The organism is Streptomyces sp. NPDC048353 (genome assembly GCF_055587165.1).
In genome coordinates this window covers 226,325-252,676 of record NZ_JBVJGU010000005.1, presented here as the reverse complement: position 1 = coordinate 252,676, position 26,352 = coordinate 226,325, and the positions used below count along the sequence as shown (strand labels likewise).

The following is a 26,352-nucleotide window of genomic DNA, read 5'->3' as shown; positions in this document are numbered from 1 at the left end:
CTACCGTCCGAGGCGTCCCCGGACCATACCGACCATGGAGTTCAGCTCGGCGATCCGCATCCGCTTGGCCGCCACGAAGAAGACGCCGAGCAGGACGACACCGCCGACCACGAGGGCCGCGAGCGAGCCCAGAGCATCCTCGCCGAGAACCTTCAGGAGGCCGAACCCGACCGCCCCCGCCACGATCGCGGCGGGCAGGGAGGCCAGGCAGAGCCGCGCATAGGTTCGCATGACATGGGCGCCGTCCAGGTCCCCGCCCAGGCGGTTGCGCAGCCGGCGCCAGGCGACGCCGACCCCGACGGCGTAGGCGAGACCGTAGGAGGCGGCCATGCCGACGACGGCCCACTGGGCCGGCAGAACGAAGTAACAGGCGGCCGAGGCAGCCGCGTTGACGGCGGCGACGATGACCGTGTTGTAGAAGGGCGTCCGGGTGTCCTCGTAGGCGTAGAAGCCGCGGAGCACGACGTACTGCACCGAGTACGGGATCAGTCCGAGGCCGAAGGCCATGAGGATGAAGCCCATGCTCTGGGCGGCCTGGACACCGCTGGAGGCGTAGAGCAGGGTGCACATCGGGACGCCGAGGGCGAGGAAGGCGAAGGAGACCGGGACGATCGCGACCGCGGAGTTCCGCAGTCCCTGCGAGATGTCGTCACGGACGGCGCCGGGGTCGTCGTCGTGGGCCGCACGGGAGATGCGGGGCAGCAGCGCGGCCATGACCGAGACGGTGATGATGGCCTGCGGCATGCCCCAGATCAGCTGGGCGTTGGAGTAGGCGAGGAAGCCCGCGCCGCTCTTGCCCGACGCCTCGCCCGCGGCGGTGGCGAGCTGGGTCACGACCAGCACACCCGCCTGGTTGGCGAGGACGAACAGCACGGTCCACTTGGCGAGCTTGACCGTCTTGCCGAGGCCGTGGCCCTTCCAGTCGAAGCGGGGCCGGAACCGGAAGCCCGTCTCGCGGAGGTAGGGGATCATCGCCAGCGCCTGGACGGCCAGGCCGAGAAGGGTGCCGATGCCCAGCAGCCGGATGCCGTCCTCCGGGATGGTCTGCACACCCATCTGGGACTCGGCGGAGGTGCCGTAGACCCAGATGAAGAGGCCGAAGGTGACGATCATGACGATGTTGTTGAGGACCGGGGTCCACATCATCGCGCCGAACTTGCCCCGGGCGTTGAGGATCTGACCCATCACCACATGGACGCCCATGAAGAAGATGGTGGGCAGGCAGTAGCGGGCGAAGGTGACGGCGACGCTGTTGGCGGCGGCGTCGTCGGCGATGGTGTTGGACATCAGCCGGATCAGCAGCGGGGCCGCGAAGACGGCGAGCGCCACGATCGCGCCGAGGGCCACCATGACGAGGGTGAGCAGGCGGTTGGCGTACGCCTCTCCGCCGTCCTCGTCGTTCTTCATCGCGCGGACCAGCTGCGGAACGAAGACGGAGTTGAGGCCCCCGCCGACGGTGAGGATGTAGATCATCGTCGGGAGGGTGTACGCGATGGTGAAGGTGTCGCCAAGGAGGGCGGCGCCGAGGGCGCCGGTGATCACGAGGCTGCGGACGAAACCGGTGAGGCGCGAGACCAGGGTCCCGGCCGCCATCACCGCGCTCGACTTCAGCAGCCCGGAGGCACGGCCGGACTTCTTCGGGGCGGGGGCGGGCATCGGATGCGGCTCCGGAGCGGGCGGAGGCACCTGTCCGGGGGCCTGCTGGTCCCGGTAGAGGTGCGCGAAGGCGTCCGGCTCGGGGCCCTCCTCGCCGGCCCGGGTGACGAGGTCGTCCACACCGGTGAACTGGACCGTGCGGGCGTCGTCGCCGTAGGGCAGGTGGCGCGAGGGACCGTCGGGCTCGGGCGCCGGGGTCTGTGCCCACACCCTCGGGTCCGGGGCATACGCGGGCGCGGCCGGCTGCTGGTAGAGCGGCTGGGGTTCCTGATAGGTGCCCGGGGGCGGCGGGGGGTGCGCGGCCCGGTCGTAGAGCGCCTCGTTCACCGGGTCCTGGGCGGAGAGGTCCTGGGCCTGGTAGGGGTCGTGCGCGTAGGCGTCCTGGACGTAGGGGTCCTGCCCGTAGGGCTCCTGGGCGTAGGGATCGGGACTCGGCTGCGGGGGAGGCGGAACCGGCGCCCCGCCTGGGCCCGGGGGCGTCCCGCCGGACGGCTCGGTGCCGCCCGCGCCCTGGCCGCGGTCACCGTCGTACGGCGCGTTCATGGTTACCCCACCTCATCGTCCCCGGCCGACCGGCCACGACATCGCTCAACGGTCCACTTTCTCACCCGGGCCCGACCGGTCGCCGCTTTCGGGACCGGTGTCCGGCGTCGGGTCACTCGGCTGCCCGGGATCGTCGCCCTCCGGGGGTTCCGCTTCGGCGTTGCCGGCGGCCGCGCGCTTGCGCTGGGTGTACATCCGTACGCCGGCGAGGACGAGCAGCAGCACACCACCGGCGATGACGAGCATCACGGTGGAGGTGATCTCGGAGACCTTCACCGTGAAGGTCATCGGCTTGCCGTACGGCTTGCCGTCCTCGGTGAAGAGCTGGGCCTCCATCGGGACCGGACCGTTGGCGTTGGCCGATGCGGTGAACTTCACCGACTGGCTGTGTCCGCCGTTGATCTTCACCGGACGTTCGGAGCTGACGGCGCCGTCGATCTGCAGACGAGTCTTGTTGCTGGAGGTCAGCCGCAGCACCAGATGATCCACGCCCTGCAGCAGCTTGTTCTGCACGGTGACGGGGATGGTGGCGCTGCGTCCGGAGAGCATGAGGTCCGACTTGTCGATCAGCTGCACCTCTTCGGTGAGGGCCCGGAGGTAGTCGCGGACCTCGATCCGGTACAGCGAGGCCGCCGGTGCCTCGCCCCGCCAGGACGTCGACATCTCCCGGCTGATCGCATTGCCGAAGGGGGTCACCACGCGGTCCGGCTGGCTCAGGATGACCTTGAAGTCGTCGAGCGCGTCGCGCGTCTCCTTCATGTCGCGGAAGGCCTGGACCGGCAGCTCCTGGGCCCGCAGGCGCTGCGGGTAGCGGGAGGCGCTGGGCACCTTGGTCACGGAGTCCGGATCCGGCTTCGTCGCGGCAGCCGTGATGAGGTCGGAGGGCTGCGTCCAGCGCTGGGCCGCCAGCCCGCGGAGCGCGGTCGCCATGCTCTGCGCCTGGGCGGTCGTCGGGATCCGCTGGGGGGCGACCACGACGCTGCGCTGCTCGTCGGGCTGTTCCAGGGTGACGGCGAGCGACTGGGCGAGGAACTCCTGCACGGCGCGCGTGGCGGATCCGGTGCGGATCAGATCGCCCTCGAAGGCGGTCGAGAGGGACGCGTCGCTGACGACCGCGGTGGTGCCGCCGCCGACGGCGCGCGCGGCCGTGGGGGTGTAGGGAAGGTCGTCCCGGAAGCTGTCGCTGCGGGCGATGACCTTGTGGGCGCCGGCCGAGGTCGCGACGTCCATGATCGAGGGATCGACGGCTCCGTCGACGGGCCAGGCGAAGTCGGTGGAGGGCGTCACGTGGAGCGTGGTCTCCACGGTCGTCTGCGCCAGTTCCGTGGCCAGCCGGAGGTGGCTCAGCGAGCCGGGGACGTCCTTGCCGCGGTGGGCCAGGGAGGCGATGTCGGGGTCGGCGAACGGCAGGGCGACGACCTTGCGGTCGGCCACCGCCTTCTCCAGTTGGTCGAGCCATCGCTCGGCGAGCGCCTGGTTCGTGCCGGGCACCGTCGCGGCGCCGCTCTTGACGCGGTAGCTGCCGGTCATGGCGTCGACGGTGGCGAGCAGGTCCGGGTCGATGACCCAGGTGACCGGGAGGTCCTTGCCCAGCGCGACCATCTGCTCGAGACGCCCGCCGGGGGCGAGCTCGGCGGCCAGGTCGTCGTTCTCGAAGACCGGCGTCTGCTGGTCGTCCGAACCCGTCTCCGCGGACACCCGGGCCGAGGAGATGAGGGGCCAGAGGTAGGTGAGCTGGGTCCTCTTCTCGGTGGCCTCGGGCTGGTAGGGCAGGAAGGTCCGCTCGATGCCGAGGACGCGCCCACTGGGCTGGGCCGGCGTCCGGCCGGTGAGGGAGACCCCCAGCTGATAGACGCCGCCGTCCTTGAGCCCGAGCTTGTCGACCGGGACGGAGAGCTTGAACTCGTGGCTGAGTCCGGCTCCCAGGCGGGGGATCTTGAGGGCGTAGGTGCCGCCGAGAGGCGCCGGGTCGTCGCCCGGCCGGAAGCCGGTGCGGTCGGAGACCTGCTCGATCTGGCTGCGGCTGGTCATCCGGGGCCCGACGCGGAGGTCGACGGTGGCGTCGGTCACGGCCTGCTTGCTCTGGTTGGTGACCGTGCCGGAGACCGTGAGGGTGTCGCTCTCCAGCGGCGCGCTCGGCGAGAGCGTGTCGAGGGACACACTGACCGTCTTGGATCCGCTCGGCTCCTCGGCCGCCGCTGCCGGGGGCGCCACCGGGCCCGCGAGGATTCCGGCCAGGAGGGGCGTTCCGGCGATCAGGGAGGCCGCACGCCGCAGCCAGCGGCGGGCAGGTGAGGGACCGGTCCCCTGGATGTCTGCCGCCTCGGCCACGCGTTCGCCCGTCCTCGTCGTATCAGTGGTGTCGGTGGTTCCCGGTTGCTGTGTCCACGCATGGTAACGAGGCACGCTGTGGCCAAGTGCCGGGGAGTGCTCCAGGTGATCGCCGCGAGGGCGGGGGCCCCGGTGAAAACGGGGGCGCCGGGGCGAGCCGGGGCACGTACCCTTTTCTGTTGTGCCGAACGCCAACGAAGACACCCCGACTGCACTGAGCCAGGTGCAACGCCGCGCGGTCAGCGAACTGCTGCGTGTGTCCCCTGTCGCCGACGACCTCGCGCTCCGTTTCCAGGAGGCCGGGTTCAGCCTCGCGCTGGTCGGCGGCTCGGTACGGGACGCGTTGCTCGGCCGGCTCGGCAACGACCTCGACTTCACGACCGATGCCCGCCCCGACGATGTGCTGAAGATCGTCCGGCCCTGGGCGGACGCGGTCTGGGAGGTCGGCATCGCCTTCGGCACGGTCGGCTGCCAGAAGAGCGGCTACCAGATCGAGGTCACGACGTACCGCTCCGAGGCGTACGACCGCACCTCGCGCAAGCCCGAGGTCTCCTACGGCGACTCCATCGAGCAGGACCTCGTCCGGCGCGACTTCACGGTCAACGCCATGGCGGTGGCGCTCCCGGCGAAGGAGTTCATCGACCCGCACGGCGGCCTCGAGGACCTCGCCGAGCGGGTGCTGCGGACGCCCGGCACGCCCGAGGAGTCCTTCTCCGACGACCCGCTGCGCATGATGCGCGCCGCCCGCTTCGCCGCCCAGCTGGACTTCGAGGTGGCGCCCGAGGTTGTCACGGCGATGACCGAGATGGCCGGCCGCTTGGAGATCGTCTCCGCCGAGCGCGTACGTGACGAGCTCAACAAGCTGCTCCTCTCGACGCACCCGCGGAAGGGCCTCGGTCTGCTCGTCGACACGGGACTCGCCGATCACGTGCTGCCCGAGCTGCCGGCGCTGCGGCTGGAGAGCGACGAGCACCACCGCCACAAGGACGTCTATGAGCACTCCCTGACGGTGCTCGACCAGGCGATCGACCTGGAGGAGGACGGTCCGGACCTGGTGCTGCGGCTGGCGGCTCTGCTCCACGACATCGGCAAGCCGCGTACCCGGCGCTTCGAGAAGGACGGTCGGGTTTCGTTCCACCACCACGAGGTAGTCGGCGCGAAGATGACCAAGAAGCGCATGATCGCCCTCAAGTACTCCAACGACATGATCAAGGACGTCTCGCGGCTGGTGGAGCTGCACCTGCGCTTCCATGGCTACGGGACCGGAGAGTGGACCGACTCGGCGGTGCGCCGCTATGTGCGGGACGCCGGCCCGTTGCTCTCGCGGCTGCACAAGCTGACCCGTTCCGACTGCACCACGCGGAACAAGCGCAAGGCGGGTGCGCTCTCCCGTGCGTACGACGGTCTGGAGGAGCGCATCGCACAGCTCCAGGAGCAGGAGGAGCTGGACGCCATCCGCCCCGACCTGGACGGCAACCAGATCCAGGAGCTGCTGGGGATCCGGCCCGGTCCCGCTGTCGGACGGGCCTATCAGTTCCTGCTGGAGCTCCGGCTGGAGAACGGCCCCATGGCGCGTGAGGCGGCCGTGGCCGCGCTCAAGGAGTGGTGGGCGGCACAGGACTGAGTCGACGCGGTCGATGTTTCACGTGAAACATCGACCGCGTCGGGTGGTCGCGGGGGGTCGGCGGTGGGCGGGGTCATGTTTCACGTGAAACATGACCCCCTTGCTATGCCCGGCGTCGGCAGCGACGCAGGAGCAGGAGCGCGGTCACGGCGTAGACCCCCGCGACCATGACGACGAGCGGCACCGAGGCGCCGTCCGGCGGAAGCATGAGCGCCGCCACCCCGGCGGCGCCGACGAAGGCGACGTTGTAGAGCACGTCGTAGAGCGAGAAGACCCGCCCGCGGAAGCCGTCGTCGACCGACGTCTGGACCACGGTGTCCGTCGCGATCTTGGTGCCCTGGGTGATGAGGCCCAGGACGAAGGCGGCGATCAGCAGGGGGACCGGTTCGAAGGAGAGGCCGAGGGCCGGTGCGAGGACGGCGGCCGATCCGGTGCAGGCGGCCATCCATCCGAAGGGGCCGAGGCGTCCGACGGCCCAGGGCGAGATCACCGCTGCCGCGAAGAAGCCCGCTCCGGAGATTCCGAGTGCGAGGCCGAGCAGGGCGAGCCCTTCGGACTCCGTGGAGCTCCAGGCGTACCGGCAGAGCATCAGTACGGCGACGGTCAGAGCGCCGTAGCAGAAGCGTACGAGCGTCATGGCGGCCAGCGCGTGGGCCGCGGGACGCCGCTCGGCCAGGTGTCGTACGCCGCTCAGCAGTCCGCGTGCCGTCGATGCGAGGGCGACGGAGAGCCGTGGCTGTACCAGCTCAGCGTCGGGCCCGAGGAGGTCGCGGGGCATTCGGAGGGAGGCGAGCGCCGCACAAAGATAGAGGACAGCCCCCAGCGCCACCACGGCGGCGTCGGAGTCCGCCGAGGCGAACCGCACCGCGAAGGCCAGTCCGCCGCCCAGGGTCGCGGCCAGAGTGCCGGCGGTCGGAGAGAGGGAGTTGGCCACGACGAGCCGCTCGGCGTCGACGACCCTCGGCAGCGAGGCGGAGAGCCCCGCCAGGACGAAGCGGTTCACGGCCGTCACCGAGAGGGCGGAGGCGTAGAAGAGCCACTCCGGCACGGAGGCGAGCATCAGCAGCGCCGTACCGCAGGCGAGCACCGTCCGGAGCAGGTTTCCGTAGAGGAAGACCTGTCGGCGGCGCCACCGGTCCAGGAGGACGCCGGCGAAAGGGCCGATGAGGGAGTACGGGAGCAGGAGCACGGCCATGGCCGAGGCGATGGCGGCGGGAGAGGTCTGCTTCTCCGGGGAGAAGACGACGTACGTGGCCAGCGCCACCTGGTACACGCCGTCGGCGCACTGGGAGAGCAGGCGGACGGCGAGCAGGCGGCGGAAGTTCGTCAGGCGCAGGAGTACGCGCAGATCACGTACGACGGACATGGCAGCAAGACTCACATACGCGGAGGGTCCCCGAGCACAGCCCGGGGACCCTCCGCGTCGTGCGGGCGGTGCTTAGCGCTCGACCTCGCCCTTGATGAACTTCTCGACGCTGGCGTAGGCCTCGTCGTCGAAGTACTGAACCGGCGGGGACTTCATGAAGTACGAGGACGCGGAGAGGATCGGGCCGCCGATGCCCCGGTCCTTGGCGATCTTCGCGGCACGCAGGGCGTCGATGATGACACCGGCGGAGTTCGGGGAGTCCCACACCTCGAGCTTGTACTCGAGGTTCAGCGGAACGTCACCGAAGGCGCGGCCCTCGAGGCGGACGTACGCCCACTTGCGGTCGTCCAGCCAGGCCACGTAGTCCGACGGGCCGATGTGGACGTTCTTCTCGCCCAGCTCACGGTCGGGGATCTGCGAGGTGACGGCCTGGGTCTTGGAGATCTTCTTGGACTCCAGACGGTCGCGCTCCAGCATGTTCTTGAAGTCCATGTTGCCGCCGACGTTGAGCTGCATCGTGCGCTCAAGACGGACACCACGGTCCTCGAACAGCTTCGCCATGACCCGGTGGGTGATGGTCGCGCCGACCTGCGACTTGATGTCGTCGCCGACGATCGGGACGCCCGCCTCGGTGAACTTGTCCGCCCACTCCTTGGTGCCGGCGATGAAGACCGGAAGGGCGTTGACGAAGGCGACCTTGGCGTCGATGGCGCACTGCGCGTAGAACTTCGCGGCGTCCTCGGAACCCACGGGCAGGTAACAGACGAGAACGTCGACCTGCTTGTCCTTGAGGACCTGGACGACGTCGACCGGCTCCTCGGCCGACTCCTCGATCGTCATGCGGTAGTACTTGCCGAGACCGTCGAGGGTGTGGCCGCGCTGGACGGTGACGCCCTTGTTCGGCACGTCGCAGATCTTGATGGTGTTGTTCTCGCTGGCGCCGATGGCGTCCGAGAGGTCGAGGCCGACCTTCTTGGCGTCGACGTCGAACGCGGCGACGAACTCGACGTCACCGACGTGGTACTCGCCGAACTGGACGTGCATCAGGCCGGGCACCTTGGCCGCCGGGTCGGCGTCCTTGTAGTACTCGACGCCCTGCACCAGCGAGGCGGCGCAGTTGCCCACGCCGACGATGGCTACGCGAACCGAACCCATTTCCGGTTGCTCCCTGTGTAATCGTGGAATCCCTGCATGGCGCAGGGGTTCACTTGGCGGTGTCGTCGGACGGATCCGGCCGGGTACTGCCCCCGTGCCGGGGCAGGCCGCCCGTTTCTCCAGAATCGTTGTCCTGCTGAGCGGCGCCCTCGGGGGCGTCGGGGCCGGATCGCTGATCCCGCCCCGCCCGCTCGCTTTCGATGAGCTCGTTCAGCCAGCGCACTTCGCGCTCCACGGACTCCATTCCGTGGCGCTGCAGCTCAAGCGTGTAGTCGTCGAGGCGCTCGCGCGTGCGGACCAGAGAGGCGCGCATCTTCTCGAGGCGCTCCTCCAGCCGGCTGCGGCGGCCTTCCAGTACCCGCATCCGCACCTCGCGCTCCGTCTGCCCGAAGAAGGCGAAGCGGGCGGCGAAGTGCTCGTCCTCCCAGGTGTCCGGGCCGGTGTGGGAGAGGAGCTCTTCGAAGTGCTCCTTCCCCTCCGCCGTCAACCGGTAGACGATCTTCGCGCGGCGCCCTGCGAGTGAAGCGGCGAGAGCGTCCTCGGGGGCGCTGCCCGGCTCCTCGATCAACCAGCCGTTGGCGACCAGCGTCTTGAGGCAGGGGTAAAGCGTCCCGTAGCTGAAGGCGCGGAAGATCCCCAGCGAGGTGTTGAGCCGCTTGCGCAGCTCGTACCCGTGCATGGGGGCTTCCCGCAACAGACCGAGGACGGCGAACTCGAGAATTCCTGAGCGCCTGCTCATCCGTCGCCTCCTCCGCCCTCGGGACTCTATATGCCGTACTGATGTATCGACTCGATACATCCCGACGATAGAACGGTGGTCCGGATGCGACAAGGGGGACTGCCGTGACCGGCGTCACATCATCAATTCACAGCAAGCGATCTGCCTGATTTGGGGTGAACTTCGGCCCTAGGCGGGTTTTGGCCGTGCGTAGTCTGTGCGGCATGCAGACCACCGGGAACCGAGCGATGCCGAGGGGCGTCAGTGCTCCGGGTGACGTGCTGCGGTGCGGAGGTGCCTCCCATGGGGCTCGTCCGCGCGTATTTCGGGGGGACCGGAACTCAACTGCCGCTTCCAGGCGTACGCGCCTGCCCGAGGAGTAGTCGTTCGATGAGCGAGCACCGTCGCAAGATGCCGCAGTCGCAGCCGCCCAGTGGCGGCCGCGCGGCGGCCCGACGAGCTGCCCAGCAGCCGACGGGCCGTAGGTCGGCCCAGGCGCGGGATGACAGTACGGGAGCCTCTTCGTACGGGTACGAAGAGGACCGACCTTACGGCGGACGGGCCGAGGCCCGCCGTGCCGCACAGCGGGGAGGCGGCCGTCGGCGTGCCCCCGACGGCGGCGGTCCGGCCGGTCCCGGCGGTGGCCGACGTGGCGGCGGGGGCGGCGGCGAGGGCGGCGGCCCCGGACGGGGCCGGGGCGGTGGCCGTCCGCCGGGCAAGAAGAGGCTGATCGACTACCCGCGGTACGGCAAGTACGGCTGGCGTCGCTGGATGCCCTCGTGGAAGCTCGTGACAGGGCTCTTCCTGGCGTTCTTCGGCAGCCTGATGGGTGCGGCGGCGATCGGCTACGCCGTCGTGGGCGTGCCCAACGAGGACCTGGCAGCCAAGGCGCAGAACAACGTCTACTACTGGTCCGACGGCTCCCAGATGGCCGCGACCGGCGGCGAGGTCAACCGCCAGATCATCGGCCTCGACCAGATCCCCCGGCACATGCAGGACGCGGTCATCTCCGCCGAGAACAAGACGTTCCGCGACGACTCGGGCGTCGACCCGATGGGTATCGCGCGCGCCGTGTGGAACATGGCCAAGGGCGGCGAGACCCAGGGCGGCTCGACCATCACCCAGCAGTACGTGAAGAACAACCTGCTCGCCGACCAGTCGCAGACCCTGAGCCGAAAGGTGAAGGAGCTGTTCATCTCCATAAAGGTCGGGACCGACATGGAGAAGCCCGAGATCATGGCGGGCTACCTGAACACCGCGTACTACGGACGGGGTGCCTACGGCATCCAGGCCGCGGCCCGTACGTACTTCGGCAAGGACGCCCGGCACCTCAACGTCAGCGAGTCGGCCTTCCTGGCCTCGCTGCTCAAGGGCGCGACCTACTACGACCCGGCGGGCTCGCGCGAGATCGACCCGGCCGCGACGCCGGAGGCGAACCTCAAGCGCGCCAACGAGCGCTGGGGCTGGATCCTCGACGAGATGGTCAAGGACGGAAGCCTCCCGGCGGAGGAGCGGGCGAAGTACCCGAGGTTCCCGAAGGTGCAGCCGCCGAAGAAGAACGCGGCGCTGACCGGCCAGATCGGCTACCTGGTCAGCACGGCGAAGGCCAACTTCATCAACAGCTACCCGGACATCGACGAGAAGAAGCTCGCCGAGGGCGGCTACGAGATCCACACGACCTTCGACAAGAAGAAGGTCAACGCGCTCGAAGCGTCGATCAAGAAGGTCTACGCCGAGCACATCGATCCGAAGAAGCGGCCGAAGACCGACACGCACGTCCAGTTCGGCGGGGCATCGGTGAACCCCAAGACGGGCGAGATCGTCGCCATCTACGGCGGTACGGACGCCACCAAGCACTTCACCAACAACGCCGACCAGACCGGCGCCCAGGTGGGCTCGACCTTCAAGCCGTTCGTGCTGGCCGCGGCGATGGAGTACGGCGTACGGGACCCGCGCAAGGGCAAGGTCCAGGACGCCTCCACCCGCACGATCGTCGACCCGGACAAGAGCCGCTACTCCGGCAAGAACAAGCTGCGGATCAAGAACTACGACGGCACCGTCTGGCACAACGAGAACGGCGAGGAGTGGCTCCAGGTCAATGACGACGACGCGAGCTACCAGGAGATGAGCCTGCGCGAGGCGATGATCCGCTCGGCCAACTCGCCGTACGTCCAGCTCGGCATGGACATCGGCATCGACAAGGTCCGCGAGACGGCCGTCAAGGCCGGCCTGCGCGAGAGCTCGCTGGTGAAGGCCGATGTGCCGTCGTTCTCCCTCGGTATCTCCGACCCGAGCGCGATCCGCATGGCCGGCGCCTACGCGACCTTCGCGAACAACGGTGAGCGCAACGACGTCTTCTCCGTCAAGCAGGTCAAGAAGAAGGGGGCGGTCATCTACGAGCACAAGGCCAAGCCCGAGCGCGCCTTCTCGACCGCCATCGCGAGCAACGTCACCGACGTGCTGCGGGACGTGGTCGAGAACCCGAAGGGAACCGGCCGGAAGGCCGCCATCGAGGGCCGTGACGTGGCCGGCAAGACCGGTACCACCGACGGCAACAACTCCGCCTGGTTCGTGGGCTACACCCCGCAGCTCTCGACGGCGATCGACATGTACCGGTTCGACGACGACGAGACGAACACCAAGCGCAAGTTCGAGTCGATGTTCGGTACGGGCGCCCAGCCCAAGATCCACGGCTCGTCGTTCCCCTCGCGGATCTGGAACGACTACATGACCGATGCCCTCAAGGGCACGGAATCCGAGTCGTTCCCGGAGCCGGAGAACCTCGAGTCGGCCGAGCCCGTCTTCGGTGGCGGCCTCACCAGCCCGACGCCGACGCCTTCGACGACCCCCTCCCCCACCCAGTCGTCCCCCACCCCTTCGACGACGCCGTCCTCCACGCCGAGCAAGTCGCCGGACCCGGAGGACTCCTGCAGCGTGTGGGACTGGCCGTGCGACACCGCCGGCGGAGAGAACGGCGAGACCACCAAGGGCAACGAGAACCAGGGAACCACCCAGGGCGGCGGGAACACCGGGGGGACTCCCACGCAGCCCACACCCTCGGCCAGCGACGGCGAAAGCGGCGGCGGCCGGCCGGCCGGGGGAGCCAACGGCTGGCTCGGCGGCGGCGACTGATCCGCTCGCCGGCAGGCGCCCTGAGGGCCGCCGCACCCGCTCCGTACCTCCGTACGGTGCCGGGCGCGGCGGCCCTCGCCGTTTCCGCGGGCGGGTACGGCAGGATGTCCCCATGCCGAGCCTCCAGAAGACGACTCCGCCGCGGGACCGGGCGGTGGTGTGCCCTACGCGGCGGGACGACGTCGCCGCCGCGGGCAGCGAGCTGATCGGCGGGCCGGCCGGCCGGTTCGCCCGGTTCGGCACGAGCGCCCTCACGCCGGTCCGGGTGATCGCCCTGGTGGCCATCGGGATGTTTGCGCTCGGCATGGTGCAGAAGGTCCCCTGTTACGACTGGGCCTGGTTCCGCGGCACCACCTCGCAGTACACCCATGCCTGCTACTCGGACATCCCTCACCTCTTCGTGGGGCGGGGCTTCTCCGAGGGGCTGATTCCCTACTTCGACCGGCTGAGCGGCGACATAGAGTTCCTGGAGTACCCGGTCCTGACCGGCCTGTTCATGGAGGTCGCGGCCTGGCTGACGCCCGACGGCGCCGACCTGATGCACCGCGAGCAGACCTACTGGATGATCAACTCGGCCATGCTCCTGGTCTGCGCCGCCGTCCTGGCCGTGTGTGTCGCCCGGACGCACCGCCGCCGCCCCTGGGACGGGCTGCTCGTCGCCCTGGCACCCGCGTTCGCCCTGACGGCCACCATCAACTGGGACCTGCTCGCCGTCGCGCTGACGTCCGTCGCCGTGCTGATGTGGTCACGCGGCCGGAGCCTCGCCTTCGGCATCTTCATCGGCCTGGCCACCGCGGCGAAGCTGTACCCCGTGTTCCTGCTCGGCGCTCTGCTGCTGCTCTGCTGGCGGGCCGGGAAGTGGCGGGAGTACGGCGCCGCCCTGCTCGGCGCGGGCGGCGCCTGGTTCGCGGTGAACCTGCCGGTCATGCTCCTCGCGCCCGAGGGGTGGAAGCAGTTCTACACCTTCAGCCAGGAACGAAACGTCGACTTCGGGTCGGTGTGGCTGCTGCTCAGCCAGCGGACCGGCGAGCCCATCACGCCCGAGACGGCCAACGTCTCCGCGGCGCTGCTCATGCTGCTGGCCTGCGGCGGGATCGCCGCCCTGGCCCTCACCGCTCCGCGCCGGCCCCGCTTCGTCCAGCTCGCCTTCCTGGTCGTGGCGGCGTTCGTCCTGGTCAACAAGGTGTACTCGCCGCAGTACGTGCTGTGGCTCATCCCGCTCGCGGCGCTGGCCCGGCCGCGCTGGCGGGACTTCCTGATCTGGCAGGCGTGCGAGGTCATGTACTTCCTGAGCATCTGGATGTACCTGGCCTTCACCACCAGCGGCAACAAGCAGGGCCTGCCGACGGACGGCTACCACTTCGCCGTCGTGCTGCACCTGCTCGGCACGCTCTTCTTCTGCGCGGTCGTCGTCCGCGACATCCTGGCGCCCGAGCGGGACGTCGTACGGCAGGACGGCTCCGACGACCCCTCCGGGGGCGTCCTGGACGGCGCCGAGGACGTTTTCGTCATGGGCAGGGCGGCGCATCCGGCCCGCCACGCGGCCTCGATGGTGGAAGGCCCGCGGGTGGAGTGGGGCATGGCCCGGGAGTAGGGCCGCGAAAGCCTGCGGGCCGCCCGCCCGTACGGGCAGGCGGCCCGGAGGCTCAGCGCGTGCGTGGATCCCTGATCAGCGCTCGACGAGACGGTCGAACTGGGTCGTGGTGTGCCGCAGATGCGCCACCAGCTCGTCCCCGACCTTCGGCTCCTGGGCGTCGGCCGGCACGAACAGGATCGACACCTGCATGTGCGGCGGCTCGGCGAACCAGCGCTGCTTGCCCGCCCAGACGAAAGGAGAAAGGTTCCGGTTGACGGTCGCGAGGCCCGCGCGGGCCACGCCCTTCGCCCGGGGCATCACGCCGTGCATCGCCTTGGGGGCCTCCAGGCCCACGCCGTGGGACGTACCGCCCGCGACGACCACCAGCCAGCCCTCGGAGGCGGCCTTCTGCTGGCGGTAGCCGAACCGGTCGCCCTTGGCGACGCGGGTGACGTCCAGGACGGCGCCGCGGTACTCCGTCGCCTCGTGGTCGCCCAGCCACAGCCGGGTGCCGATGCGGGCCCGGAACCGGGTCTGCGGGAACTGCTGCTGGAGCCGGGCCTGCTCCTCGGCGCGCAGGTGGCTCACGAACATGGTGTGCAGGGGCAGCCGGGCGGCCCGCAGGCGGTCCATCCAGCCGATGACCTCCTCGACCGCGTCGGTGCCGTCCGTGCGGTCCAGGGGGAGGTGCAGGGCGAAGCCTTCGAGCCGTACGTCCTCGATGGCGGCGTGCAGCCGGGGAAGGTCCTCCTCGCGGACGCCGTGGCGCTTCATCGAGCTCATGCACTCGATGACCACGCGGGCGCCCACCAGAGCGTGCACACCGTCCACGGAGGAGACGGAGCGGATGACCCGGTCCGGCAGCGGCACCGGCTCCTCGCCGCGGCGGAACGGCGTGAGGACCAGCAGGTCGCCGCCGAACCAGTCCTTGATCTTCGCCGCCTCGTACGTGGTGCCGACCGCGAGCATGTCCGCGCCGAACCGCGCGGCCTCGTCGGCCAGCCGCTCGTGCCCGAAGCCGTAGCCGTTGCCCTTGCAGACCGGGATCAGACCGGGGAACTGGTCGATCACGGTCTTCTGGTGCGCCCGCCAGCGCGCGGTGTCGACGTAGAGGGAGAGCGCCATGGCCGGCCCGGAACCTTTCTGGTGGCTGCGGTGTATCAGAGGTATGTACGACACCGACGAGATTACGTACGAGACTACGCAACCGTCGGGGGAGGCGTCAGCGGCGCGACATGTAGATGTCGAGCGCCTTGTGGAGCAGCTTGTTCAGCGGGAAGTCCCATTCGCCGACGTACTCCACCGCCTCGCCGCCGGTGCCGACCTTGAACTGGATGAGGCCGAAGAGGTGGTCGGTCTCGTCGAGCGAGTCGGAGATGCCGCGCAGGTCGTAGACGGTGGCGCCCATCGCGTAGGCGTCGCGGAGCATCCGCCACTGCATCGCGTTCGAGGGCCGGACCTCGCGGCCGATGTTGTCGGAGGCGCCGTAGGAGTACCAGACGTGGCCGCCGACGACCAGCATGGTGGCGGCGGAGAGGTTCACGCCGTCGTGCCGCGCGAAGTACAGCCGCATGCGGTTGGGGTCCTCGTTGTTGAGGACGGTCCACATGCGCTGGAAGTAGGAGAGGGGACGCGGCCGGAAGTGGTCGCGGACCGCGGTGATCTCGTACAGACGCTGCCACTCGGCGAGGTCCTCGTAGCCGCCCTGGACGACCTCGACACCGGCCTTGTCGGCCTTCTTGATGTTGCGGCGCCACAGCTGGTTGAAGCCCTTGAGGACGTCGTCCAGGGAGCGGTTGGCCAGCGGCACCTGGAAGACGTACCGGGGCTGCACGTCGCCGAAGCCGGCGCCGCCGTCGTCACCCTGCTGCCAGCCCATCTTGCGCAGCCGGTCGGAGACTTCGAAGGCACGCGGCTCGATGTGCGTGGCCTCGACGTCCTTCAGCCGCTTGACGTCCGGGTCCTGGATGCCGGACTTGATGGCGGCCGAGTCCCAGCGGCGGATGACCACCGGGGGGCCCATCTTCACCGAGAAGGCGCCCTGCTGCTTGAGGTGGGCCAGCATCGGCTGCAGCCAGTCCTCGAGGTTCGGCGCGTACCAGTTGATGACCGGGCCCTCGGGCAGGTAGGCCAAGTAGCGCTTGATCTTCGGCAGCTGACGGTAGAGCACCAGTCCCGCTCCGACGATCTCGCCGGACGGGTCGAACCAACCCAGGCTCTCCGAGCGCCACTCGGTCTTCACATCGGCCCATGCCGGAACCTGGCAGTGGCTCGCCGACGGGCGGCTCTGGATGAATGCCAGATGCTGCTCACGGCTGATGGTCCGAAGGGTCAGGCTCATGCGGGGCGCTCCTCGGCAGGTGTGTCCCCATCGGTTCAGGGGCTCCGGCTCTCGCGCCGAAGCCTACTGCGACCGAGGAGCGTCCCGACTGGCCTGTGGATCGTGGCTGGAGGTCGAGTCATCAGCCGCCGAAGAGGCCGCCGTGGGCCATGCCGAGGTAGAAGCCCACGGCTGAGGCGCCGAGCCCGACGATCAGCGCGAACCGCTCCCTCGTCGTGACGGAGATGAACTGCCCGTACGCGCCCGTCAGGATCCCGATCAGGCCTGCCCAGGAGCTCAGCAGGTGCAGGTGGTGGAACATCGCGGTGACGAAGGCGAGGACGCCCAGGACGAGCGTCACCGCCAGCAAGGTGTCCTGGAGGGGGTGGGGCTTGCCGTCGGTGGCGAGAAGGGAGTGTCCGGGTTCGCGTCGCATTGCCTGTGCCATGGGGCACCTCCTGGCGTGCCTGCCGGAAGGCGGCGCCGTGTGGCGCCGCCCACATCCGATGTGTACAGATTGCGTCCCCTCACCACCGGATTTCAACCGGAAGCGGGTGGGCGGGTACTCTGTACGGTCTGCACCGGTGTCTGCCCATGCCCACTCGGGCCTGGCGGCACTCCTCACTCGCTGAGGGGGCTGTCAGTGGTCACCGATACCGTTGCGCACGCATCACGACCCTCCTGCCACGGAACGACCGTGGCCGCTGAGTCCAAAGGAGGTGGGTTCTACATGCGTCACTACGAAATGATGGTCATCCTCGACCCCGATCTCGAGGAGCGCGCTGTCTCCCCGCTGATCGAGAACTTCCTCTCCGTCGTCCGTGAGGGCAACGGAAAGGTCGAGAAGGTCGACACCTGGGGCCGTCGTCGTCTCGCCTACGAGATCAAGAAGAAGCCCGAGGGCATCTACTCGGTCATCGACCTGCAGGCCGAGCCTGCGGTCGTCAAGGAGCTCGACCGCCAGATGAACCTGAACGAGTCGGTCCTCCGGACCAAGGTCCTCCGTCCCGAGACCCACTGAGCACCTAGCTCAGAGGTCATCGGGTTCGAGTAGCAGTAAGCAGCCAGAAGCAATCCCGCCGAGAGGTTCACCCATGGCAGGCGAGACCGTCATCACGGTCGTCGGCAATCTTGTCGACGACCCCGAGCTGCGCTTCACCCCGTCCGGTGCGGCGGTCGCGAAGTTCCGTATCGCGTCCACTCCCCGCACCTTCGACCGTCAGACCAATGAGTGGAAGGACGGCGAGAGCCTCTTCCTCACCTGCTCGGTCTGGCGTCAGGCGGCGGAGAACGTCGCCGAGTCGCTCCAGCGAGGCATGCGCGTCGTCGTGCAGGGCCGGCTGAAGCAGCGGTCCTATGAGGACCGTGAGGGCGTCAAGCGCACGGTCTACGAGCTGGACGTCGACGAAGTCGGCCCCAGCCTCAAGAACGCCACGGCCAAGGTCACCAAGACCACCGGTCGCGGTGGCCAGGGTGGTTACGGCGGGGGTCAGCAGGGTGGCGGCGGCGACTGGGGCGGCAGCTCCGGTGGTGGCCAGCAGGGTGGTGGCGGTGCTCCCGCCGGCGACCCGTGGGCGACCAGCGCGCCGGCCGGCGGCCAGCAGCAGCAGGGCGGCGGAGGCAGCTGGGGTGGAAACTCCAGCGGCGGCGGCTACTCGGACGAGCCCCCCTTCTAGGGCACTGCCCTGGGAGTGGCTCGTATCCCCACTTCTTGATCACACAGGAGAAACACCATGGCGAAGCCGCCTGTGCGCAAGCCTAAGAAGAAGGTCTGCGCGTTCTGCAAGGACAAGACCGCGTACGTGGACTACAAGGACACGAACATGCTGCGGAAGTTCATTTCCGACCGTGGCAAGATCCGTGCCCGCCGCGTGACCGGCAACTGCACGCAGCACCAGCGTGACGTCGCCACGGCTGTGAAGAACAGCCGTGAGATGGCGCTGCTGCCCTACACGTCCACCGCGCGATAAGGGAAGGGTGACCGACAAATGAAGATCATCCTGACCCACGAGGTCTCTGGCCTCGGTGCCGCCGGCGATGTCGTCGATGTCAAGGACGGTTACGCTCGCAACTACCTGGTCCCGCGTGGTTTCGCGATCCGCTGGACCAAGGGTGGCGAGAAGGACGTGGCGCAGATCCGCCGCGCCCGCAAGATCCACGAGATCGCGACCATCGAGCAGGCCAACGAGATCAAGGCCCGCCTCGAGGGCGTGAAGGTGCGTCTGGCCGTTCGCTCCGGCGACGCCGGCCGTCTCTTCGGCTCCGTGACCCCGGCCGACATCGCCTCGGCGATCAAGTCCGCGGGTGGCCCCGACGTCGACAAGCGTCGCGTCGAGCTCGGCTCGCCGATCAAGACCCTGGGCGCGCACCAGGTGTCGGTGCGTCTGCACCCCGAGGTTGCCGCGAAGCTCGGCGTCGAGGTTGTCGCTGCGTAACGCTGCTCTCAGCAGTAAGGAAGGGCCGCACCCCTGAGGGTGCGGCCCTTTCGCTGTTTCACGTGAAACAGGGCGTTTCACGTGAAACATTCAGCGGGTGGCGCCGATGACGATCCAGCGGCCGGAGCGGGAGCGTCCCCAGAGCGTCACCAGCCGGACCGTCATCATCAGGGTCATGGCCCACCAGAGCGCGGTCAGACCGCCGCCGAGGGTGGGGATCAGAAGCGCGACCGGGGCGAACACCGCCAGGGTCAACAGCATGGCCCAGGCGAGATAGGGCCCGTCGCCCGCGCCCATGAGGACGCCGTCGAGGACGAAGACCACGCCACAGATCGGCTGGGAGAGCGCGACGACCAGCAGGGCGGGCAGAAGCGTGTCCTGGACGGTGGTGTCGCCGGTGAAGAGCGGGATGAACACCGGCCGGGCCACCACGATGAGTGCTCCGAGGACGACACCGGACGCGATGCCCCACTGGACCATGCGGCGACAGACCTGTCGGGCGCCCTCCGCGTCGCCGGCGCCGAGGTAACGGCCGATGATGGCCTGCCCGGCGATGGCGATCGCGTCCAGGGCGAACGCCGTCAGGCTCCACAGGGACAGGATGATCTGGTGGGCGGCCACATCCGCGTCGCCCAGCCGGGCCGCGACCGCGGTGGCGATCAGCAGGACACCGCGGAGTGAGAGCGTGCGGACGAGGAGCGGGGCTCCTGCCTGGGCGCTGGCGCGGATGCCGGCGGCGTCCGGGCGCAGGGAAGCGCCGTGGCGACGGGCACCGCGGACGACCACCACGAGATAGGCGGCGGCCATGCCGCACTGGGCGATCACGGTGCCCCAGGCGGAGCCGGCGATCCCCAGGCCGGCGCCGTACACCAGCCCCACGTTCAGGACCGCGTTGGCGGCGAAGCCGGCGATGGCCACGTACAGCGGTGTACGGGTGTTCTGGAGGCCGCGCAGGACACCCGTGGCGGCCAGGACGACGAGCATGGCGGGGATGCCGAGGCTGGAGATGCGGAGGTAGGTGACCGCGTAGGGGGTGGCGGTGTCGGAGGCGCCGAAGAGCCCGACCAGCCAGGGGGCCGTCGGGAGGGCTATGGCGACGACCGCGGCGCCCAGCAGGAGTGCGAGCCAGATGCCGTCCATGCCCTGGCGGATCGCGGCGGGGAGGTCGCCGGCTCCCACCCGGCGGGCGACGGCGGCCGTAGTCGCGTAGGCGAGGAAGACGAAGACGCTGACGGCGGTGGAGAGCAGGGCTGCGGCGATGGCCAGACCGGCGAGCTGGGGCGTCCCCAGATGGCCGACAATGGCACTGTCCACCATGAGGAAGAGGGGCTCGGCGACGAGGGCGCCGAAGGCCGGCACGGCCAGCGAGATGATCTCTCGGTCGTGGCGTCGGCGGGCAGCCTTGGGTGTCGCGGTGGCCTGGGTCATGCGCTCCAATCTAATCTTCCACAGGTAAGTGATGCAATGCCTTAGAGATCCTTACCGTGACGGGGCGGAGGGCTCCAGGTGTGCGCCGTTTGTTCTGATCTTGATCCGTGAGGAAAAGTTTTTCTCCCCCACAGCCCGTGGATGAGAAACGCGCAGGTCAGGGTGGTGGGCGCGGGTGGGGTATGAGTTTGTCCACATGGCTGTCCCCCGGTCCGTGCACAGGTTCTGTGGAGTTCTCCACAGCATCTGGTCCTTCACCCACAGGCCCTGTGGATAACCAGATTGGCTGACGGTGCCCGCGGGCCTACCGTGGTCCGGCGCCCGACGCGCTTGAAGCGGAGTCAACGCCTCTTGTTTGTCCGAGCCGTGGCGTAAGAAAGAGTGGCACGGCTAGGTCCGCCGGAGCGGACGGGAGGAGGTGGCTGGGTGAGCATTCCCGAGCCCTTGGACGACCCCTGGACGGACAGCGGCCCCAGTGACCGGCTGCCCGTCGCCCGCCCCCGCGGCGAGGGCCGTGGACGGGGCAGGGGCCGCGACGACCAGCACGACCGCGGCGACGACGGCGGTCCCTGGGACAGTGGTCTCTCCGGCTTCGAGCGGGTCCCTCCGCAGGACCTCGACGCCGAGCAGTCCGTGCTCGGCGGCATGCTCCTCTCCAAGGACGCCATCGCGGACGTCGTGGAGATCATCAAGGGCCATGACTTCTACAAGCCCGCCCACGAGACGGTGTACGCCGCGATCCTCGACCTGTACGCCAAGGGCGAGCCGGCCGACCCGATCACGGTCGGCGCTGAGCTCACCAAGCGCGGCGAGATCACCCGCGTCGGCGGAGCCTCGTATCTGCACACGCTCGTCCAGTCGGTGCCGACGGCGGCGAACGCCGCCTACTACGCGGAGATCGTCCACGAGCGGGCCGTGCTGCGCCGCCTCGTGGAGGCGGGCACGAAGATCACGCAGATGGGATACGCCGCCGACGGCGACGTCGACGAGATCGTGAACTCCGCCCAGGCGGAGATCTACGCCGTCACCGAGCAGCGGACCACCGAGGACTATCTGCCGCTCGGCGACATCATGGAGGGCGCGCTCGACGAGATCGAGGCGATCGGCTCCCGTAGCGGCGAGATGACCGGTGTGCCGACGGGCTTCACCGACCTGGACCAGCTCACCAATGGCCTCCATCCCGGTCAGATGATCATCATCGCGGCTCGTCCCGCCATGGGTAAGTCGACCCTCGCGCTGGACTTCGCCCGGGCCTGCTCCATCAAGCACAACCTGCCGAGCGTCATCTTCTCCCTCGAAATGGGCCGCAACGAGATCGCGATGCGCCTTCTCTCGGCGGAGGCCCGGGTCGCACTGCACCACATGCGCTCCGGCACCATGACCGACGAGGACTGGACCCGCCTGGCCCGCCGCATGCCGGACGTCTCGCAGGCCCCGCTGTACATCGACGACTCCCCGAACCTTTCGATGATGGAGATCCGCGCGAAGTGCCGCCGGCTCAAGCAGCGCGCGGGCCTCAAGCTCGTCGTCATCGACTATCTGCAGCTGATGCAGTCGGGTGGCTCCAAGCGGTCCGAGAGCCGCCAGCAGGAAGTCTCGGACATGTCGCGAAACCTGAAGCTCCTGGCCAAGGAGCTGGAGCTGCCGGTGATCGCCCTCTCCCAGCTGAACCGTGGTCCCGAACAGCGCACCGACAAGAAGCCGATGGTCTCCGACCTCCGTGAATCCGGCTCCATCGAGCAGGACGCGGACATGGTCATCCTGCTGCACCGCGAGGACGCCTACGAGAAGGAGTCCCCCCGCGCGGGCGAGGCGGACATCATCGTCGGCAAGCACCGAAACGGCCCTACGGCGACGATCACGGTGGCCTTCCAGGGCCACTACTCCCGCTTCGTGGACATGGCCCAGACCTGATCGACCGCCCTGTAGGGTCTCAAATCCAGCTTCATAATCTCAGCGCCCGCTGCATATGGATGGCATTTATGCAGCCATCATGAGACTCGCAGCTCGGATCGTTCACTCTTATGGGTGGCGTGAGGGACGACCTCTCCATGCGGGGAGTGAACGCTGACACCTTGGCTACACGGGCAGTCACTCGTGGGCTGGGGGTGCGGTGGACGTCGCTGCGACGGTGAGTATCCGTCATCAACGTGGTGCTCTCGTAGAGGACCAAGACTGGCGTACGGTGCCTGCCGATCTCCTGCAGTCGGCTTGTCCGTGGCGGACGTTCCGCTGGCACAAGGGTCAGAAGCACTACTCCGGCACTTACTGGTCGGCGACGATGCGGGATCACGTGATCTACGAGTCGCGACTGGAGCTGTCGCGGTTGCTCTTCGCCGACTTCGATCCGGCCGTACGCGGCATCGTGGCCCAGCCCTTCTTGCTGAAGACGGTGTTGGAAGGGAAGGTCCGTCGGCACATACCGGACTATCTCCTCCTCACCGAGCAGGCACCGGTGGTCGTCGACGTCAAGCCGCTGCATCGGCTGTCCAAACCAGAGGTGGCGATCACCTTCGATTGGACCCGGCAGGCGGTGGAGTTGCGGGGGTGGAAGTACGAGGTCTGGAGCGAGCCTCCGGCCGTGGAGCTGGAAAACATCCGGTTCCTGGCGGGCTTCCGACGGGACTGGCTGTTCAGCCCAGAGGTCCTGGAAGACCTTCGGGGAGCTGAGCTCGATGGTGTCTCTCTGAGGCAGGGCGCGCGCTGTCTGCCGAATCGTCCGGAGCCCCAAGTCCGCTCTGCCATCCATCATTTGCTCTGGATGCAGTCTCTCGTTACCGACCTCAATCGGCCGCTGGGCCCTTCACACGTTCTGAGGTGGGTGGCATGAGTAGAGCAGGGGCTCGGGTCGGGGTCGGTACGCGCTTCCGCTACGACGGGGAATCCGTCGAGGTGGTGGAGATGGCTGCGACCACGGCAGGCAACGAAGTGGTCTTGAAGGATGGCCGGGGGCGATTGCTGCGCCTGTCACTCAAAGAACTTCTGTTCTCGGACCGTGCCGCTGTAAGTCCAGACGGCCCGGGACCGTCAGCCGACGACGAAGAGGAGATCGCTTCGGTCGTACTTGGGCAGCTCGACAGCTCTGCACGGGCGAAAGTCCTTGAACGCGCTGAGCACGTCCGGGAGGTTCTGACGGGATACCGGTCTGGAGCTCCGGAACTGGCACGCGATGGTGAGCCCCGACCGGCCTATCGCCCGGAGCAACCGTGGGAGGCTCGATACACGGCAAAGGCGGCTGAGCTGGGTGTATCACCTCGTGCCGTGAAGCAATGGGTCTCTGACTTTCGTCGTGGCGGAGAGGCCGGGCTCGCGCCGAAGAAGACAACAGAAAGACCCCACTCAGGAGTTGATGATCGGTGGGTGGAGACCGCGGTAGAGGTGATGGTCGAGCACACCGACCAGTCGCGGCCGTCGCGGACGATGGTGATCGAGCGGACCCGGGCTCGGGTAATAGCGCGGTTCGGTGAGGGGGTGGTGCGGCAGCCGAGCCGGGCGACGGCCTTTCGCCTTCTGGAGGAGCTGGAGCGACGCCATCCGCTGTTCCGGCTGAGTACGAAGCGGAACCGGGATATCGCCGGTCGGCCGGAGGGTCCGTACGGGAAGCTGCGGTCGACGCGTCCGGGTGAGTATCTGCTGATGGACTCCACCCGCTTGGACGTCTTTGCGTTCGACCCGTTGACGCTGAAGTGGGTTCAGGCCGAGTTGAGTGTCGGGATGGACTGGTACTCCCGCTGCATCACGGGGATCCGGCTGACTCCGGTCTCGACGAAGGCGGTGGATGTCAGTGCGGTGCTGTTCCAGTCGTTTCGGCCGCGGCTGGCGGGGCGGGACTGGCCGCGGCACGCGGTCTGGCCCGAGCATGGCATCCCCCGCACCGTCCTGGTCGATGTCGAAGGCGCCACCGGGCCCGGGGCTGGCCTCGCCGCCTTTGGTTCCCGAGACGCTGGTCGTCGACCACGGCAAGGTCTATGTCTCGGAGCACCTGACCAGTGTCTGCCGACGGATGGGCATCTCCATCCAGCCGGCCCGGCTGCGGACGGGCCGCGATAAGGGGCCGGTCGAGCGCTACTTCCGGACTTTGCGGGAGGGGCTGCTGCAGGTGCTGCCCGGCTATAAGGGCCCCGACATCCACTCGCGGGGTGAGAGCCCGGAGGACGACGCGTTCTTCTTCCTCGACGAGCTTGAGGCGATCATTCGGGAGTGGACCGCGGCGGTCTATCACTGCCGGCCGCATTCCAGTCTGGTCGATCCCGGTCTGCCGGGTCTGCGGATGTCCCCAGCGAAGATGTTCGAGCATGGCGCGGGCGGGTTACATCGAAGCGCCCCGCGACCGGGACCTGGCTTACGAGTTCCTGCAGACGAAGTGGCGCACGGTCCAGCACTACGGGGTCGAGATCGGCCGCCGCCGTTACAGCGGCCCCGGCCTGCCCGAGCCGGGAGTCCGTAGCCCCTACGACAGTCCGGTCAAGAACGGCTGGCCTTTCCAGGTGGACCCCGACGACATCACCCGGATCTACTTCCGCGATCCGGCTACTCGGGCCTGGCGCACGCTGGTCTGGGAGCACGCGCCATCGGCCGAGATGCCGCTGAGCGAGGACGCGTTGACGTTCGCCCGGCAGCTGGCGGCCTCGAAGTATCGCTTTCCTGACGACCGGCTTGCCGTCGCTGATCTGTTGGAGCGGTGGAATCTCGGGCTGGGCACCACGATCGCCGAGCGGCGCATGGCCCTGCGGCTCTCGCGCGAGCAGGCCGCCATCGAGCTTCCGCAGAGTGAGGCGGAGACGGTCGTCTCGCTTCCGTCCGTACGCAAGGCCCTCGGCAAGGACGAGCAGACCGCGGAACTGCGGGAGCCCGACGTGGTGACGGAGACCGGGGATGACGACGAGGCCGATCTGGAGGACCTCGCCGGGGAGGACGACTTCTACGCCGATGCCCTGGAGGACGTGTGAACGACGGCACCGTTCCGCAGCCAGGCAGTCTTGCCTTGTCGCGGAAGGAGGACTTCAAGGCGTTCGCAGAGAGCCCTCGCCGCAGCCGGCCCGACCTGCTGACCCGCAAGCAGCTGAAGTCCCTGCCCACACAGGCGCGGGCGGACTACGACCGTCAGCGCCGGCAGTGGCACGCGAAGATCGGCCCGGTCAAGACGCCGCAACTGACAGAGCTCCATGAAGACCTATGGGACATCGTCGACAGCAACGAGCAGGACGGCGACAAGGCCAAGGGAGCGGTGGCCGTCGACGCGTTCCCGGGTCTGGGCAAGACGACCTCGGTGCTGGCCTTCGCCCGCGACTTCCACCAGCGGGAGATCGAGGAGTCGGGCGCGTTCACGAGCCAAGGGCACGAGCGGATCCCGGTCTGCCGGGTCGGGCTGACCGGGAACACCGGAATGAAGGATCTCAACCGGGCCATGCTGGAGTTCTTCGGCCACCCCGGACAGATGCGGGGGACCACCGCCCAGTTCGGACGGCGGGTGCTGGACTGCGTGCTGTCCTGTGATGTCCGCCTGGTGGTTCTGGACGATCTGCACTTTTTGAAATGGGGACAGAAGAGCGGCATCGAGGTGAGCAACCACCTGAAGTGGATCGCCAACGAGTTCCCGGTGACGTTGCTGATGGTGGGGGTCGAGCTCGCGAAGAAGGGCCTGTTCGGCGAAGGAACGAACGGGCGCGACACCGCTCTGGCCCAGACCGGCCGCCGCACCACCCGCCTCGGGCTTCGTCCGTTCACCATCGATATGGAGGCCGGGCGCCGGGAGTGGCGGCAGATGCTGCTGGCCCTCGAACAGCGAGTCGTGCTCACCGACAAGCATCCCGGCATGCTCGCGGACGACCTGTCGGACTACCTCTTCGCCCGCAGCACCGGACACATCGGCTCGCTGATGACGCTGATCAACCGCAGCTGCCAGCGGGCGGTCCGCACCGGCGCCGAACGTCTTGACCAGGAGCTCATGGACCGGGTGAAGAACGACGAGGCATCCGAGGCCGCTCGCCTCGAACTGCAGGCCGCGCTGGAGAAGAAACGGCTGACCAGCCGCCCGCGGCCCCGGAGCCGGCGACCCGCATGAGAAC

The 26,352-nt window shown here is 68.7% G+C and carries 21 protein-coding genes; 12 read left to right on the top strand and 9 right to left on the bottom strand.

Going from position 1 to position 26,352, the window contains the following annotated elements; translation table 11 throughout:
* Both murJ and ACZ6RC_RS19770 read right to left on the bottom strand, forming a co-directional pair.
* Window positions 1-2,199 (bottom strand): murein biosynthesis integral membrane protein MurJ, encoded by a 2,199-nt coding sequence (gene murJ / locus ACZ6RC_RS19775; protein ID WP_469584876.1) that lies wholly within the window; start codon window positions 2,197-2,199, stop codon window positions 1-3.
* A 45-nt stretch (window positions 2,200-2,244) separates the two neighbouring features.
* Entirely contained in the window at window positions 2,245-4,530 is a 2,286-nt protein-coding gene (locus ACZ6RC_RS19770) for a DUF6049 family protein (RefSeq protein WP_469584873.1), read from the bottom strand.
* A gap of 181 nt (window positions 4,531-4,711) precedes the next feature.
* On the opposite strand from ACZ6RC_RS19770, the gene ACZ6RC_RS19765 reads away from it, so the two are divergent.
* The gene (locus ACZ6RC_RS19765; protein ID WP_469584869.1) at window positions 4,712-6,154 is read left to right on the top strand and encodes a CCA tRNA nucleotidyltransferase; all 1,443 of its coding nucleotides are present in this window, start codon (window positions 4,712-4,714) and stop codon (window positions 6,152-6,154) included.
* Window positions 6,155-6,257: 103 nt separating this feature from the next.
* Here ACZ6RC_RS19765 and ACZ6RC_RS19760 read toward each other — a convergent pair whose 3' ends face one another.
* The 3 genes from ACZ6RC_RS19760 to ACZ6RC_RS19750 form a co-directional block, all read right to left on the bottom strand.
* Window positions 6,258-7,520 carry an MFS transporter gene (locus ACZ6RC_RS19760; protein WP_469584867.1) on the bottom strand — a complete coding sequence of 421 codons (1,263 nt, stop codon included), beginning with the start codon at window positions 7,518-7,520 and terminating at the stop codon, window positions 6,258-6,260.
* A 72-nt stretch (window positions 7,521-7,592) separates the two neighbouring features.
* Window positions 7,593-8,675, bottom strand: coding sequence for an inositol-3-phosphate synthase (locus tag ACZ6RC_RS19755; protein WP_453616078.1), 1,083 nt, complete (start codon window positions 8,673-8,675; stop codon window positions 7,593-7,595).
* Window positions 8,676-8,724: 49 nt separating this feature from the next.
* A complete protein-coding gene (locus ACZ6RC_RS19750) occupies window positions 8,725-9,414 on the bottom strand; it encodes a PadR family transcriptional regulator (RefSeq protein ID WP_391139975.1) in 690 nt (229 codons plus the stop codon).
* 369 nt (window positions 9,415-9,783) lie between these two features.
* On the opposite strand from ACZ6RC_RS19750, the gene ACZ6RC_RS19745 reads away from it, so the two are divergent.
* Together ACZ6RC_RS19745 and ACZ6RC_RS19740 are read left to right on the top strand one after the other, a co-directional pair.
* Window positions 9,784-12,525 (top strand): transglycosylase domain-containing protein, encoded by a 2,742-nt coding sequence (locus ACZ6RC_RS19745; protein WP_469584863.1) that lies wholly within the window; start codon window positions 9,784-9,786, stop codon window positions 12,523-12,525.
* A gap of 112 nt (window positions 12,526-12,637) precedes the next feature.
* A complete protein-coding gene (locus ACZ6RC_RS19740) occupies window positions 12,638-14,119 on the top strand; it encodes a glycosyltransferase family 87 protein (RefSeq protein ID WP_453616083.1) in 1,482 nt (493 codons plus the stop codon).
* Window positions 14,120-14,194: 75 nt separating this feature from the next.
* On the opposite strand, the gene ACZ6RC_RS19735 is transcribed toward ACZ6RC_RS19740, so the two are convergent.
* The 3 genes from ACZ6RC_RS19735 to ACZ6RC_RS19725 all read right to left on the bottom strand — a co-directional run bounded on the left by ACZ6RC_RS19735 (window position 14,195) and on the right by ACZ6RC_RS19725 (window position 16,869).
* Complete coding sequence (locus ACZ6RC_RS19735) at window positions 14,195-15,226, bottom strand: alanine racemase (protein ID WP_391139969.1); 1,032 nt, start codon at window positions 15,224-15,226, stop codon at window positions 14,195-14,197.
* Between the two features lie 97 nt (window positions 15,227-15,323).
* A complete protein-coding gene (locus tag ACZ6RC_RS19730) occupies window positions 15,324-16,442 on the bottom strand; it encodes a lipid II:glycine glycyltransferase FemX (RefSeq protein ID WP_391139967.1) in 1,119 nt (372 codons plus the stop codon).
* 121 nt (window positions 16,443-16,563) lie between these two features.
* Complete coding sequence (locus ACZ6RC_RS19725) at window positions 16,564-16,869, bottom strand: hypothetical protein (RefSeq protein WP_453616086.1); 306 nt, start codon at window positions 16,867-16,869, stop codon at window positions 16,564-16,566.
* Window positions 16,870-17,151: 282 nt separating this feature from the next.
* Between ACZ6RC_RS19725 and rpsF the strand changes: the two genes are divergently transcribed.
* The 4 genes from rpsF (at window position 17,152) to rplI (ending at window position 18,856) form a co-directional block, all read left to right on the top strand.
* Complete coding sequence (gene rpsF, locus ACZ6RC_RS19720; protein WP_159689873.1) at window positions 17,152-17,442, top strand: 30S ribosomal protein S6; 291 nt, start codon at window positions 17,152-17,154, stop codon at window positions 17,440-17,442.
* 73 nt (window positions 17,443-17,515) lie between these two features.
* The gene (locus tag ACZ6RC_RS19715; protein WP_453616087.1) at window positions 17,516-18,097 is read left to right on the top strand and encodes a single-stranded DNA-binding protein; all 582 of its coding nucleotides are present in this window, start codon (window positions 17,516-17,518) and stop codon (window positions 18,095-18,097) included.
* Between the two features lie 57 nt (window positions 18,098-18,154).
* On the top strand, window positions 18,155-18,391 hold the full coding sequence (rpsR, locus tag ACZ6RC_RS19710; protein ID WP_005315025.1) for a 30S ribosomal protein S18: 237 nt from the start codon (window positions 18,155-18,157) through the stop codon (window positions 18,389-18,391).
* Window positions 18,392-18,409: 18 nt separating this feature from the next.
* Complete coding sequence (gene rplI / locus ACZ6RC_RS19705; protein WP_391139961.1) at window positions 18,410-18,856, top strand: 50S ribosomal protein L9; 447 nt, start codon at window positions 18,410-18,412, stop codon at window positions 18,854-18,856.
* A gap of 90 nt (window positions 18,857-18,946) precedes the next feature.
* On the opposite strand, the gene ACZ6RC_RS19700 is transcribed toward rplI, so the two are convergent.
* Window positions 18,947-20,284, bottom strand: a complete 1,338-nt coding sequence (locus ACZ6RC_RS19700) for an MATE family efflux transporter (protein WP_469584853.1) — start codon at window positions 20,282-20,284, stop codon at window positions 18,947-18,949.
* A 426-nt stretch (window positions 20,285-20,710) separates the two neighbouring features.
* Here ACZ6RC_RS19700 and dnaB point away from each other — a divergent pair, with 426 nt between their 5' ends.
* The 5 genes from dnaB (at window position 20,711) to ACZ6RC_RS19675 (ending at window position 26,348) form a co-directional block, all read left to right on the top strand.
* Window positions 20,711-22,198, top strand: a complete 1,488-nt coding sequence (gene dnaB, locus ACZ6RC_RS19695; protein WP_391139957.1) for a replicative DNA helicase — start codon at window positions 20,711-20,713, stop codon at window positions 22,196-22,198.
* Window positions 22,199-22,469: 271 nt separating this feature from the next.
* A complete protein-coding gene (locus ACZ6RC_RS19690; protein ID WP_469584850.1) occupies window positions 22,470-23,114 on the top strand; it encodes a TnsA-like heteromeric transposase endonuclease subunit in 645 nt (214 codons plus the stop codon).
* A gap of 71 nt (window positions 23,115-23,185) precedes the next feature.
* Complete coding sequence (locus ACZ6RC_RS19685) at window positions 23,186-24,334, top strand: helix-turn-helix domain-containing protein (RefSeq protein WP_469584846.1); 1,149 nt, start codon at window positions 23,186-23,188, stop codon at window positions 24,332-24,334.
* Window positions 24,335-24,579: 245 nt separating this feature from the next.
* Window positions 24,580-25,233, top strand: a complete 654-nt coding sequence (locus ACZ6RC_RS19680) for a Mu transposase C-terminal domain-containing protein (RefSeq protein ID WP_469584843.1) — start codon at window positions 24,580-24,582, stop codon at window positions 25,231-25,233.
* Entirely contained in the window at window positions 25,230-26,348 is a 1,119-nt protein-coding gene (locus ACZ6RC_RS19675; RefSeq protein WP_469584841.1) for an AAA family ATPase, read from the top strand. The genes ACZ6RC_RS19680 and ACZ6RC_RS19675 overlap by 4 nt, the downstream gene beginning before the upstream one ends.
* The last annotated feature ends 4 nt before the right edge of the window (window positions 26,349-26,352 follow it).